Source organism: Exiguobacterium sp. s64 (assembly GCF_018618035.1).
Classification (GTDB): domain Bacteria; phylum Bacillota; class Bacilli; order Exiguobacteriales; family Exiguobacteriaceae; genus Exiguobacterium; species Exiguobacterium mexicanum_A.
The window spans coordinates 462,935-476,690 of record NZ_JACSLH010000001.1 but is presented as its reverse complement, the minus strand read 5'-3'; the positions used below and the strand labels follow the sequence as shown (position 1 = coordinate 476,690).

Annotated in this window: 11 protein-coding genes; all 11 read right to left on the bottom strand. The window is 54.1% G+C overall.

What is annotated here, in order from left to right:
* Positions 1-33: 33 nt before the first annotated feature.
* The 11 genes from KNP64_RS02435 to rbfA all read right to left on the bottom strand — a co-directional run bounded on the left by KNP64_RS02435 (position 34) and on the right by rbfA (position 13,748).
* Entirely contained in the window at positions 34-2,211 is a 2,178-nt protein-coding gene (locus tag KNP64_RS02435) for a DNA translocase FtsK (protein ID WP_214791493.1), read from the bottom strand.
* A gap of 62 nt (positions 2,212-2,273) precedes the next feature.
* The gene (locus KNP64_RS02430) at positions 2,274-3,941 is read right to left on the bottom strand and encodes a ribonuclease J (RefSeq protein WP_214791495.1); all 1,668 of its coding nucleotides are present in this window, start codon (positions 3,939-3,941) and stop codon (positions 2,274-2,276) included.
* A 95-nt stretch (positions 3,942-4,036) separates the two neighbouring features.
* Positions 4,037-4,690 carry a M15 family metallopeptidase gene (locus KNP64_RS02425; protein WP_138859577.1) on the bottom strand — a complete coding sequence of 218 codons (654 nt, stop codon included), beginning with the start codon at positions 4,688-4,690 and terminating at the stop codon, positions 4,037-4,039.
* The gene (locus KNP64_RS02420; RefSeq protein WP_034777290.1) at positions 4,687-5,940 is read right to left on the bottom strand and encodes a lipid II:glycine glycyltransferase FemX; all 1,254 of its coding nucleotides are present in this window, start codon (positions 5,938-5,940) and stop codon (positions 4,687-4,689) included. Before KNP64_RS02420 ends, KNP64_RS02425 begins: the two co-directional genes overlap by 4 nt.
* Positions 5,941-5,943: 3 nt before the next feature.
* Positions 5,944-7,404: a UDP-N-acetylmuramoyl-L-alanyl-D-glutamate--2,6-diaminopimelate ligase gene (locus KNP64_RS02415; protein WP_232939398.1), complete on the bottom strand. Its 1,461-nt coding sequence runs from the start codon at positions 7,402-7,404 to the stop codon at positions 5,944-5,946.
* Positions 7,405-7,487: 83 nt separating this feature from the next.
* A complete protein-coding gene (locus KNP64_RS02410; RefSeq protein ID WP_214791497.1) occupies positions 7,488-8,705 on the bottom strand; it encodes a M16 family metallopeptidase in 1,218 nt (405 codons plus the stop codon).
* 50 nt (positions 8,706-8,755) lie between these two features.
* Positions 8,756-10,972, bottom strand: a complete 2,217-nt coding sequence (gene pnp, locus KNP64_RS02405) for a polyribonucleotide nucleotidyltransferase (RefSeq protein WP_214791499.1) — start codon at positions 10,970-10,972, stop codon at positions 8,756-8,758.
* 132 nt (positions 10,973-11,104) lie between these two features.
* Complete coding sequence (gene rpsO, locus KNP64_RS02400; RefSeq protein WP_015881433.1) at positions 11,105-11,374, bottom strand: 30S ribosomal protein S15; 270 nt, start codon at positions 11,372-11,374, stop codon at positions 11,105-11,107.
* A 124-nt stretch (positions 11,375-11,498) separates the two neighbouring features.
* Entirely contained in the window at positions 11,499-12,425 is a 927-nt protein-coding gene (locus KNP64_RS02395; RefSeq protein ID WP_034777286.1) for a bifunctional riboflavin kinase/FAD synthetase, read from the bottom strand.
* A 15-nt stretch (positions 12,426-12,440) separates the two neighbouring features.
* Positions 12,441-13,349, bottom strand: coding sequence for a tRNA pseudouridine(55) synthase TruB (truB, locus tag KNP64_RS02390; RefSeq protein WP_214763895.1), 909 nt, complete (start codon positions 13,347-13,349; stop codon positions 12,441-12,443).
* Between the two features lie 48 nt (positions 13,350-13,397).
* Positions 13,398-13,748 carry a 30S ribosome-binding factor RbfA gene (rbfA, locus tag KNP64_RS02385; RefSeq protein ID WP_034777282.1) on the bottom strand — a complete coding sequence of 117 codons (351 nt, stop codon included), beginning with the start codon at positions 13,746-13,748 and terminating at the stop codon, positions 13,398-13,400.
* Positions 13,749-13,756: the final 8 nt, after the last annotated feature.

The following is a 13,756-nucleotide window of genomic DNA, read 5'->3' as shown; positions in this document are numbered from 1 at the left end:
GGATTTGTTATACCTAATCGTTCGTTTGATTTTTTAACCCTCGGGTTGGTTGATGAGCACTTTCCGCGGCTTCGATCCTTCTGACGGCCCGACATATCCGGCTTGTTCGAGTGAATCGATCAAGCGGGCTGCCCGGTTATAACCGATGCGGAATCTTCGTTGAATCATCGAAGTGGACGCCGTCTCTTGCGTCAAGATGAATTGAACGACTTCTTCGAACAATGAATCGTCCGAATCAATGGTCGTGACCTCTTCTTCTTTCGGCATCATCGCTTCGACGTATTGGGCCCGTTGCTGGGCGATGACATGATTGACGACCGTTTCGACTTCTTGGTCGGACACGAACGCACCTTGCACACGGATCGGTTTGTTCATCCCGTTGGCGAGCATGAGCATGTCACCCCGGCCGAGCAACTTCTCAGCACCTCCCCCGTCAAGGATCGTCCGTGAATCCGTCTGCGACGAGACGGCGAACGCGATGCGGGACGGGATGTTCGCTTTGATGACGCCGGTGATGACGTCGACAGACGGACGCTGGGTGGCGAGCACCATGTGGATGCCGGCCGCCCGTGCCATCTGGGCAAGACGCATGATCGCGTCCTCGACGTCGTTCGAGGCGACCATCATCAAATCGGCGAGCTCATCGACGATGACGACGATGAACGGCAGACGTTTGGCGTCCTCATCGTCCGATTTATCGACGAGTTCGTTATACCCTTCGATGTTCCGCACACCATAACGGCTGAACAACTCATAGCGTCGTTCCATCTCGGCGACAACTTGTTTGAGTGCTTGGGCGGCCTTCTTCGGATCCGTCACGACCGGCGTCAGCAAGTGCGGGACGCCGTTATAGACGTTCAACTCGACCATTTTCGGATCGATCATCATGAGCCGGACTTCATCAGGACGAGTCCGCATCAAGAGCGACACGATCATGCCGTTGATACAGACCGATTTCCCGGAACCGGTCGACCCGGCGACGAGCAAGTGCGGCATCTTGTTCAAGGCGATCGTCACCGTCTCGCCACTGATGCTGCGCCCAAGGGCGACGAGGAGCGGCGACTGCTCCCGCTTGACCGGATCGGCCTCGAGCACTTCACGGAGACAGACCGGGGCCACTTCCTGGTTCGGCACTTCAATCCCGATGGCGGCCTTTCCTGGGATCGGTGCCTCGATCCGGATATCTTTGGCGGCAAGCGCAAGGGCAAGGTCATCGCTGAGCGACGTGATGCGGCTCACTTTGACCCCGATATCCGGTTGCAGTTCATATTTCGTCACGGTCGGGCCAAGATGAATCTTTAACACCTTCACACCGACGCCGAACGATTTGAGCGTTTGGACGAGTTTTGTCGCATTTGCTTTCAGACGGGCGTTCTCGCCGGACAGGTCGGTCACGACCGGTTCGCTGAGGATGGTGAACGTCGGCAATTCATACGTGTCCGACACGTCTTGTGACGCCGTCATCATCATGTCCTCGGTCGGTAGCTCTGTCACTTCCTCCGTCGAGGCCACCTCTTCCGTTTTCGGACGTTTCTCGGCGACGACTTTCTCGCTGAACCCGACAATCGGGATGTCATGCATCGTCACCGCGTCTGCTTCAGGCTCGGCTTCGACCGGCTTCGATTCAACTTTTGCCGGTGCCGAAACCGCCTTCTTCCGATTGGACACCGGAGCCGGTTTGACCCGCTCCCGGTCGCGCCACTCTTGTTTGATGGCCGTACCGGTCTCGAGCAGGCGCGACCCGATCGTCCGCCAAATCGTCGGCGATAAGAGCGAGATCCCGATGATCATGCAGAGCACGCCTAAAAAGATGATCCCAAAGTCGGAGAGCAAGTATTGGTTGAGCTGATACAGCGCCCCGTTAATCGTCCCTCGTTCCGCTCCCCATACCAAATCTCCGAACATGAGAAACGAGACGAACAGGAACAGGATGCCCGTCCGTTGCATCGGACGAAATTCGTTTAAAAAGACGAGCAACGTGAATGCGATTGCCAAATACGTGAGTGTCCCCCAGCCTCCGAATAACGTCGTCGCGAGGAGTGACGTCTGATTCCCGACCCAACCGAAGTCGAACAAGGAGAAGATGAACGACGTGATCGACATGACGAACATGACCCAGCCATATGTACGTAGTGGGATTGGCTGTTTTTTCGCACGCCTTGTCGTCGGTCGCTTCCGCTTCGCCGGAGTTTTTCTCGATTTTTGTGCCACCTTAGATTCCTCCTAAAAAAACGAGGCAAAAGTCTGATGACTTTTGCCTCAATCTCAATTCCTTAAATCTCCATGATGATCGGCAAGATCATCGGACGACGTTTCGTCTGTTCGAACAAGTAGACGCTGAGCCGCTCGCGGATATTTGATTTCAACTCGGTCCAATCACTTCCAGCCTGGAGACTCTTCTCGATCTGTTTCGTGACGATGCGGTTCGCTTCTGAGATCATCTCTTCGGATTCACGCATATAGACGAATCCGCGCGAGATGAGTTCAGGTCCTGAAATCAATTTCTTCTGTTTCCGGTTCAACGTGACGACACAGAGGACGACACCGTCTTGTGACAAGAGACGACGGTCACGGAGGACGATGTTCCCGACGTCCCCAACGCCAATTCCATCGATCAAGACGTTGCCGGCCGGTACTTTCCGGCTCATCCGAGCTTTACGTCCCGTGAACTCGACGACATCCCCTTTTTCGACGATGAAGATGTTGTTCGATTTCATACCGACTTGCTCGGCGAGTTTCGAGTGGGCCATCTGCATCCGGTATTCTCCGTGAATCGGAAGGAAGTACTTCGGTTTGACGAGGTTCAGCATGAGCTTGAGCTCTTCGGCCGAACCGTGTCCCGAGACGTGTACTTTCCGTTGGTTATAGATGACGTTCGCTCCTGAGCGGAACAAAAGGTCGATCGTCTTCGAGACGGACTTCTCGTTCCCAGGAATCGGTGTCGCCGCGATGACGACCGTGTCGTTCAAGCGGATGTTCACTTGCTTATGGGCGTTGCGCGCCATGCGCGTCAAGGCCGCCATCGGCTCGCCTTGCGAACCGGTCGTCAAGATGACGACTTTGTTGTCAGGCAAGCGATTCACTTGCGACAGCTCGACGAGCGTCTTCGGCTTGAAGCGAAGGTAGTTGAGCTTCTGCGCTACTTCGACGATATTGACCATGCTGCGACCGACGACGGCGACTTTGCGGTCGTTCGCCTCGGCTGCCGCGAACACTTGTTGAAGACGGTGCACGTTCGAAGCGAAAGAGGCGACGATGACGCGGCCCTCAGCTTGATAGATGACATCGTTCAACTCGGCGCCGACGAGCGACTCCGAACCAGTTTGGCCAGGGCGTTCCGCATTCGTCGAATCTGACAATAAGCAGAGGACGCCGCGTTGGCCGATGGCTGCCAACTTGTTAAAGTCCGACTGTTTCCCATCGACTGGCGTGTAATCAAACTTAAAGTCGCCCGTGTGTACGATGGCGCCTTGTGACGTTTGAATGCAGACACCGACACAGTCCGGGATTGAGTGGTTGACGCGGAAGAAAGTGATGAAATGATCAGCGATAGTCAATTTCGTTTTGGCGTCAATCAATCGGAGGTCGACTTCTTTTAACAAGCCCGCCTCTTTCAATTTGAGCTCGATTAAACCGAGCGTCAATTTCGTCCCATACACGGGAACGTGCTTCAAATCACGGAGTACGTAGCTGAGCCCACCGATATGGTCTTCGTGACCATGGGTGATGAAAATCGCGCGTACCCGATCTTTATTTTCTTTTAAATACGTAATGTCTGGGATGACAATATCAATCCCGAGCATCTCATCGCCTGGAAACATAAGGCCGGCATCGATGACGAAGATGTCGTCGTCTAGTTCCACGACGTACATGTTCTTCCCGATTTCGCCTACGCCTCCAAGCGCAAAGACGCTAACGTTCTCTGTCTTCTTTTTTGACACTAACAAAAACCTCCTAGATGTTGCATATTCTGTTTCGTCCACTTATCGCTACTGAATATTGTATCGGAAAACTGCTGATATGCCAACATTTCCGTTCAATTGACGAGAGGTTTCATCACATCGGCGAGTGGCATCGTCGCTTTGTCGTCCGGACGTTTCCCGGAAGCGAGTTGGCGAATCGACAAGCCGAAGTCCATTTGTAAATGCGGGTAATCCGGAAAACTTCTCCAATCCCCGCCCCATTCGAAGCCGAGTGCTTTGCCGAGTTCTCCTAACTCTTGCCAATCGGGTTCGTCCGATCGGTTGTGGTCCGACTCGAGATTGTAATCGGCACGGTTATTGTGGATGATGACGAAATCGACGGCGAGCCCATAGTTATGGTAACTTTGTCCCGCCTTGGCGTTCGTCACGACTTGTCCCGGTTTCGAGCGCCCTTGGGCATAGAGCGCGTTCTGCTCATCGGCCGACCGATACCCCGACGTCAGACGGACCTCGAGGCCGAGGCAAGAGTAGGCCAGGCGCACGAACGACTCGCTCCGCTCGCGGACGTGCGGATGAAGCTTCGCGAACGCCTTTTCACTTCGCTCGACGACGACATCTTCCGAGCCCGGGTTGCGTTCACACATTCCCGTTTCAAATGTCGGTTCATCGACCCATGGCATCGGGCCCGGACGTGACAACGTGTACGCTAAAAAGATTCCGACTAAAAACGCCGTCATCGCGAACGTCAAAACGCCGGTCCATTTCATCGGCGCAACCGTTTACGGAGTCCTTTGACGAGCGGTAATCCCGTCTCGAGGGCGAAATAGAGCGGACGATTCAAGACGAGGTCGAACTCGCCGACTTTCTCGATCAAATCGCTTCCCCAGCCCGACTTGAACGCATAAAGCCCTGCATACTCGTCATCAGGCTCCGTGCTACCCGATACGCCACCGAAATCGTAGCGTTCGGCCCCGCTCGCCTTGGCTGCTTGCATCATCGTCCATTGCATGAGGTGGTTCGGCATGAACTCACGAAACTCGTTCGAGGATGCCCCGTACAGATAATACGAGCGTCGTCCGGCAAGCGTCAACAGACCGCCCGACAAGACGAGACCGTTCGGGTATTTCTCGTGTAACTCCGTCAGTTCAGGTAACGCGGCTTGAATCTTCTCGATTTGCTCACGTGTCTGCTTTTGACGGTTCAACAAGCTCGTCCGTTTCTTCTCGACCGTTTCCGTCTCGAGTGACCGTTCGATTTTCCCAAGGTCACGCTCCGCTTTTTCGAGTGTGGCCATCTGTTGGTCGAGTGCGAGTTTCGGCTCGAGTTTCGTCAAGAACAAACGGGCGTCATCAGGTTGCAGACAATCGTATAGGTTCTCGAAATAGTCAAGTCCACGAATGGCAAAACCGTCACGCTCGCCCGTCACTTTCATCAAGTCGGCGAACGTCTTAAGCCCGTCGCGCCCGACTTCCGTGCAGACGATCCCTTTCCGTTCGGCCAAACGAACGTTATAGCGGAATTTATGATGGAATTTGCCGAAGATGTCTTTCTCGCTCGGGCGTAAATCCGTCTCCATCGTGAACCGCGGTTGGGCGTAATCAAACCCACCACCGTATCCTTTATGGGCGAAGCCGAGACTCGCCATCTCGGTCAATAGACCTGGCACTTCATCTCGATCGATATTCGGATCGATTTTCACGACGATCGCTTTGTTCGCCTTGGCGACCCGCTTCGCCTCCTCGGTCAATGCCCGTAAAGAAGCCACATCGTCATAGTCGACGACGAAGCCGCGTGGCGCATAGCAGAGTGTGAATGGGAGCTTCGGTACACGTTTGAATAAGAGTAACGCCACCCCGCTTGTCACCCCATCGTTCGCGACGGCGACCCGCTCGGCGAACCAGCCGTTTTGTCGTTTGACGTCGGCCCAACTAGAAAGCTGAAGCAAGTCCCCACGGTCGTGTGTTTTGACGAAATCGTCATGCTCTTTCTCTGTCAAGGTGATCGGTTGTACTGCCATAAATCATATTTCCTCCGTCTTCAAAATTGTCGCTCGGACGATTGCTTCTTCATCTAGCGGAATTTTCTCATTACCGATGATTTGATATTTCTCATGCCCTTTTCCGGCCAAGACGACGATATTGTCTGGTTCGGCCAACCGGGCCGCATAACGGACAGCCTCTTCCCGGTCCCCAATCTCGACGAAATTGTCGTGGGTCATCCCGGCGGCGATTCCGCTCGTGATCGAGTCGTACGCTTCAAAACGCGGGTCATCCGTCGTGATGACGACCGTCCCCGCATATTTCGAGGCCATCTCTCCCATCGTCGGCCGCTTCGTAACGTCACGGTTCCCGCCTGTACCGATCAAGAACACAATCTTCTCTTTCGGGACACCGACGAGTGATTTCAAGCATTGCTCGATGCCGTCCGGTGTATGCGCATAGTCCGCATAGACGTTATACCCTGGTACGTCGAGACGTTGCATCCGCCCTTTGGCAGGATGAATCGACTCGAGTGCCTGGACGATCTCGGGCAAACGATAGCCGGCAGCGATCAAACACCCGGTCGCGAGCAAGATGTTGTACACGTTGAACCGGCCGATGAATTGAACGGTCAACGGATGACTCTCCCCTTGGTAGTTGAGGCTAAAACTCGTCTCTGACAGCGTCTGAACGATATCTGAAGCCGTCACATCGGCCATCTCGTCGATTGCATACGTGATCACTCGGGCGCCCGTCATCGTCTCGTACAGCTTGCTGTACGGATCATCCGCGTTCAACACGGCAACTTTGTGACGCGACGCCATCTGTCCGAGTTGAGCGAACAATAAGCCTTTCGCTCGCGCATAGTTTTCGAACGTACCATGGAAATCGAGATGGTCATGCGTCAAGTTCGTGAAGCCGACGATATCGAAATCTGTGCCGATGACGCGACCGAGTTCGAGTCCGTGCGATGACACTTCCATCATCACATCGGTGACGCCTTCTTCGTGCATCCGGGCGAGCAACTGTTGCAGCTCAGAGCTTTGCGGTGTCGTGTTTTTGCTCGGGACGACCGTATCGTTAATGCGTACCTCGACCGTGCCGATCAAGCCGGTGCTATGTCCGAGCTCGGTGAGAACATCACGTAAAATGGTCGTCGTCGTCGTCTTGCCGTTCGTTCCCGTGATCCCGAACAGACGCATCTGCTCAGACGGATATTGATAGAACGCGGACGCCAATAGACCGACCGTACGCGTGCTGTCACGCACGATCAAGTTCGGCACACTCAAAGAGAGTGGCCGTTCACTGACGACGGCGACTGCGCCTTTTGTGACTGCTAAATCAGCGTAGTCGTGACCGTCGACTGTATAGCCTTTAATGGCGACGAACAGCGTCCCTGGGACGACTTCGCGCGAGTCGGTCGTCACATGGGTCACCGTGATGCCTTGTAGGTTTGGTTGATTAATCAATTGTATGTGGTTAGCTAAATCCGTTAAGTTCAAGTCTTTCCCTTCTTTCACCTGTTCCTGTCCAAAGTAAAGAATACCTCTTAATCAGTGTAGAGAACTTACAATTCGGTTTCAAGTCAGTCTTCGGACGGAAGGACATATGATTTGGCAGGGGCGTGGCCGAGCACCTCATTGATGAGGGTGTTGACGTCACGCGTTTCAATGCGATCAACTTTGTCGAGCACTTCGTTCAACTCCTCGACTTCATCGAGCAGGACGAGGTTGCGCCCGTTGCGGTTCATCCGTGCGTTCGTGCTCTCGTTCCCAAGGACGAGCGACCCTTTCAGTTGTCGTTTCCCTTTCTCGACTTCCTCATCGGACAGCCCATCCGCTTTTAACGTTTCGAGCTCACGCGTCATGATCGTCTCAACTTGCGCGAGCGTTTCTGGTGACGTTCCGATATAAATGGTGAACGTCCCGTGGTCGTCGAACGTCGTATAGTACGAGTAAATCGAGTAGGCGAGGCCTTCCTCTTCTCGAATCGACTGGAACAGCCGTGACGACATCGTCGCCCCGATCGCATTGTTCAACAAGGCTAAATGCGGCAATCGATCGTCTTTGGCGGCAATCGCCTCGAAGTTCCAGCACAGGTGCGCTTGCTCCGTCTCTTTCTGTTTCTTCACCACGTCGCTATACAAGATCGGCGTCGTCGATTCTTTCGGTGATTCCCCTGATGGAAGGTCGGCAAACCTTCTCGTGACCGCCTCGACCAACTCTTGCGGCACGTGGCCGGCGATTGAGACGACGACACGGTTGCCTGTATACGTCGAAGCGACGTAGCGGAGCAATTGCTCCCGAGATAGTCCAAGGACGCTCGCTTCCGTCCCGAGAATCGGTTCGGCGAGAATATCATCTTTATAGACGGCTTTCGCGAGCAGCTCGTGGACGAGATCTTCCGGGGTGTCCTCATACATTTTAATCTCTTCTAAGATGACCCGCTTTTCTTTCTCGAGCTCCGTCTCATCAAACAACGAATCGAATAGCATGTCGGCGAGCGCGTCGAAGGCGATGACCGCGTGCTCGTCAAGCGTCTTCACGTAATAGCACGTATGATCTTTTGACGTGAACGCGTTCACGCTTCCGCCAAGTTCATCAAAGAACGACGCGATCTCTTTTGCCGTTCTCGTCTTTGTTCCTTTGAATAGCATATGTTCAATCAAGTGGCTGATGCCGATCTCGGTCATGTCTTCGGTCCGAGTGCCGGCTTTGATAAAGACACCGGTCGACGTGCTGCGGACATCCGCCATCGGTTCAATCACGATGCGGACGCCGTTGTCTAATGTGATCCATTCCATGTTATCACTCCTATGAAAAAGGCCATCGCACCAGACGATGGCCATCATGATTAGTTTGTCGGGCGTGGCGGACGACGGTCTCCGTCACGACGCGGCGGACGGCTGTCACGTGGTGGACGGCTCTCGCGCTGCGCTTTACGTTTCGCTTCGTATGCTTCGCGTTCTTCCGGTGACAATCCTTCAAGGATGAGCACTTTGTGCGAGGCATTGACTCGGCCTTTGTCATCGATTTCCGTTACGCGGACTTTAATTGTATCACCGAGTTTAACGACGTCTTCGACGTTCGCGACGCGATCAAGACTGAACTCAGAGACGTGGACGAGCGCGTCCTTGCCTTTGAACAACTCAACGAAAGCGCCGAATTTCTCAATACGACGAACCGTCGCATCGAACTCTTCGCCGACGACGACTTCGCGGACGATGTCGCCGATGAGCGCCATCGCCATGTCGATGCCTTCTTGATCGGTCGACGCGATGAAGACTGTACCGTCTTGCTCGATATCGATTTTGACACCCGTTTGGTCGATGATGCTGTTAATCATCTTCCCGCCCGGTCCGATCACGTCGCGGATCTTGTCCGGATTGATCGTCATCGTCACGATTTTCGGTGCATACTTCGACAACTGCGGACGCGGTGCGTCGAGCGTCTCAAGCATATGGTTCAAGATATGGAGACGGCCTGAACGTGCTTGTTCGAGTGCCTCTTCCAAGATCTCACGCGTGATCCCGGCAATTTTGATGTCCATTTGGAGCGCCGTGATCCCGTCTTTCGTTCCTGCTACTTTGAAGTCCATGTCTCCGAGATGATCTTCGAGACCTTGGATGTCAGTGAGGACCGTATAGTGTTCGCCTTCCATGATGAGACCCATTGCGATCCCGGCAACTGGTGCCTTGATCGGCACACCTGCGTCCATGAGGGCGAGTGTCGAACCACAGATTGAGGCCTGTGAACTCGAACCGTTCGACTCGAGTACTTCCGAGACGAGACGAATCGTGTACGGGAAGTCGGCTTCTTTCGGGATGATTGGAAGAAGTGCACGTTCTCCTAGGGCACCGTGACCGATTTCACGACGACCTGGCGCACGCACCGGACGAGCTTCTCCGACCGAGAACGGCGGGAAGTTATAGTGGTGCATGAAGCGCTTGTTCTCTTCTAACCCGATGCCGTCGATGATTTGAGCATCTCCGATGACGCCGAGTGTCGCGACCGACATGACTTGTGTTTGTCCACGTGTGAACAACCCAACGCCGTGGGCGCGTGGCAACAAGCCCGTTTCTGATGCGAGCGGGCGGATGACTTCCGGGCGACGACCGTCCGGACGAACTTTGTCGACCGTGATCAAACGGCGGACTTCGTCTTTGACGAACTTGTTCAAGATGCCAGATACTTCTTTCAACTTGGCCGGTTCGTCAGCGAGTGATTCTTCGTATGCAGCTACGTATTTGGCAATCACTTCGTTGATTGCTACGTCACGTGCATGCTTCTCTTCGACTTGAACCGCGGCGTTGATTTCTGGACGTGCTGCTTCGAGCTCAGCCGACAAAGCGTCGTCAAACTTCGATACCGTATATTCGAACTTCGGTTTCCCGACAGCTTCGACGATCTCTGTTTGGAACGCGACCAATTTCTTGATCTCTTCGTGACCGAACAAGATTGACTCGAGCATGACGTCTTCCGGTACTTCGTTCGCGCCTGCTTCAACCATGTTGATCGCAGTTGCTGTTCCGGCGACTTGGAGCTCAAGGTCCGTCTGTTCGAGTTGAGCTGTCGTCGGGTTGACGACGAACTCACCGTTGACACGTCCGACTGTCGCTCCGGCGATCGGCCCGTCGAACGGGATGTCCGAAATCGAGAGTGCGATCGACGTTCCAAGCATACCGGCCATTTCAGCCGAGCAGTCTGGATCGTTCGACATGACGTAGATCATGACTTGAATATCGTGACGGAATCCGTCAGGGAAAAGCGGACGGATCGGACGGTCGATGAGACGTGATGTCAAAATCGCGTTCTCTCCAGGACGTCCTTCCCGACGGAGGAAACCTCCTGGGATTTTACCGACCGAGTATAATTTTTCTTCATAGTTGACCGTGAGCGGGAAGAAATCTAAATCCTTCGGCGCTTTCGATGCTGTGACCGTGGCGAGCACGACCGTGTCCCCATAACGGACGAGTGCCGAGCCGTTTGCTTGTTTCGCAAGTTGCCCGACTTCTACAGATAGCGGACGACCGCCCCATTCAGTAGAAAAGACTTGTTTCGTACCTAACATGAACATTCTCCTCTCAAACCTTATCTAGTTTATTATGTAACTCATTCATATGAATGTCTAATGATTTTCCTCCCAAAAAAGAAGAAACGGACTAGGAACAAGTGTCCCAGTCCGTCACATGGTCCGTTCGGATTAACGACGGAGACCAAGGCGTTGAATCAATTCACGGTAACGTGTAACGTCCTTGTTACGAAGGTACGTAAGCAAGTTACGGCGACGTCCAACCATTTTCAAAAGACCGCGACGTGAGTGGTGGTCTTTCTTGTGTGTACGAAGATGATCGTTCAAAGTGTTGATTTGTTCAGTCAATACTGCAACTTGAACTTCCGGTGAACCAGTGTCACCTTGTTTTGTCGCGTATTCCGCGATGATTTCGTTTTTACGTTCTTTTGAGAGTGCCATTGCCTCTCCACCTCCATTTAATAGAAAATTGCCGCGTTGCCGAGCCGTCGTTGGTGAATCGTCCAGCCAAGCGAAGCGGTGTACTTTGCGTACCAAATTAGGATACCGTACCACCCATTCAAAGTCAAGACAGGATTGCCCGGGCGGCTGTCTCATCTTGCTTGAGTTGAGCGATGAGTGCGTCGAGCCCGTCGAACGCCCGCTCGTCACGCAAGTAATGCATCCATTCGATCTCGATCAGTTGCCCGTATAGATCCTCTGAGAAATCGAACAAGTGGCTCTCGATCGAGACGTCCCCGGTCGCATAAAACGTCGGACGCCGCCCGACGTTCGTCATTGCGTCGAACGTCCGACCGTCCTGAAGCCGTACACGTGTCGCATAGACGCCGAGGCGCGGCATGACGTATGACGCGTCCATGACGACGTTCGCCGTCGGGTAGCCAATCGTCCGGCCCCGGGCGTCGCCGTGGATGACTTCCCCGCAGATGACATACGGCGTACCGAGCAGCTCGCTCGCCACATCAACGTCTCCGGCACCGAGCAACTGACGAATCCGCGTCGACGACACTTTTTCGCCGCCGCTCGTCTGTTCAGCGACGACCGAGGTGGTGAAGCGACCGCGCGCATGATACGGCAGCGTCTCCATCGTCCCCTCACCGAATTTACCATACGAGTAGTCGAATCCTGCCGTCACGTGGACCGCACCGGCACCGATCAAATAGTCATCCACGAATTGTTGCGGTGACAGGCTCGCCAACTCTTTCGTGAACGTGATGACGATACACCGTTCGACACCGAGTCCGGCAATTCGGTTCAATTTCCGCTGGAGCGGTGTGATATAACGGACCGCATCCGGTTTGTTTGAGAGCACTTGTTTCGGGTGCGGGTCGAACGTGATCACGGTCACGGGTACATCGAGCTGTTTCGCTTGCGCCTGTGCATGCCGAATCACGGCCTGATGTCCGGTGTGGACGCCGTCGAAAAATCCGAGCACCATGACCGAAGGGACCAGGTCTGGTGTCTCAGGATACGTCAGATGGATCGTTTCCATACTTCAATCTCCCCTTTAGTCGATGGTCAACATGACCTCGACATTTGCGTCTGTTGTTCCGTCAAGCCGTCGATAGAGGGCAAGTGGAATTCCTTCTTCATTATAGACAGTAAACAGTTCAAATTCGAGCGAGACGTCGTTCAAACGCCCCCCGTTTCGAATATACCGCTCCCGATTGGCCGGAATCGTCATGGCAGGCCAACGCTTGATGACCTCTTCGAGCGGGATGAGGTGGTTCATGCGTTCCTCGACCGTCTCGAGGTCGGCGAGTTGTTGCAACGTGACAGCGGCCGTCTCCTCGAACGAACCAGACCTCGTCCGCCGCAGGTCGCTCATATGAGCCGGATAGCCGAGACGCTCCCCAATTTGGACGGCGAGCGTCCGGATGAATGTGCCTTTGCCACACTCGACGTCGACACGGAAACGGCAGACACCGTCTTCGATGACCGGGTCATTCGTCCGGACGAGGCGATGAATCTCGACGATGCGGCGCGGTCGTTCCACCGTCTGACCTTTCCGGGCGTATTCGTACAATTTCTTGCCGTTCACTTTGACGGCAGAGAAGTACGGTGGGATTTGCTCAATCTTTCCTGTCAACGTCTCGAGGACGCGATCGATGTCTGCAGCAGTGAACGCCTCTGGACCGACTTCGCGCGTCTCGACGACCTCGCCATGAGCATCCTCGGTCATCGTCGCCGTCCCAATTGTAATCTCGGCGGCGTACCGTTTGCCTTCATCGGTCAGAAAACGTGACAGCTTTGTTGCCCGGCCGAGACAAATCGGCAGGACACCGGTCACTTCGGGGTCGAGCGTGCCGGTATGACCGACTTTCTTCGTTTGGAACAATTTACGGAGCTTGAACACGCAGTCGTGGCTCGTCATGCCGCTGTCTTTATCTAAAATCAATACACCTGTTGGTTCCATCTGGATTCCTCCCATCAAAAAAGGGGAGACGCGAGTCCCCCCTTCAATTTATTGGTCGTTCCGATTTAAATCACGAATCAATGAATCGATATGGCTACCATATGCGACCGATGAATCGTATTCGAACGACAATTCTGGCGTTTTCCGAAGACGGATGCGGCTCCCGATCTCGCGGCGAATAAATGCGCTCGCCTTATCGAGACCAGCTTGCGTCTCAGCCTTCACTTCGGCGTCGTCTCCAAGCACCGTGTAGTAGGCTGTCGCTTGCTGTAAATCTCCCGTCACATCGACGCTTGTAATTGTAGCGTTCTTCGTACGTGGGTCGTTGACTTCACGGAGCAAGATATCTGTAATCTCTTTACGCATCTGCTCTGCGACGCGTTGGGCACGAATGTTCATACGTGTTC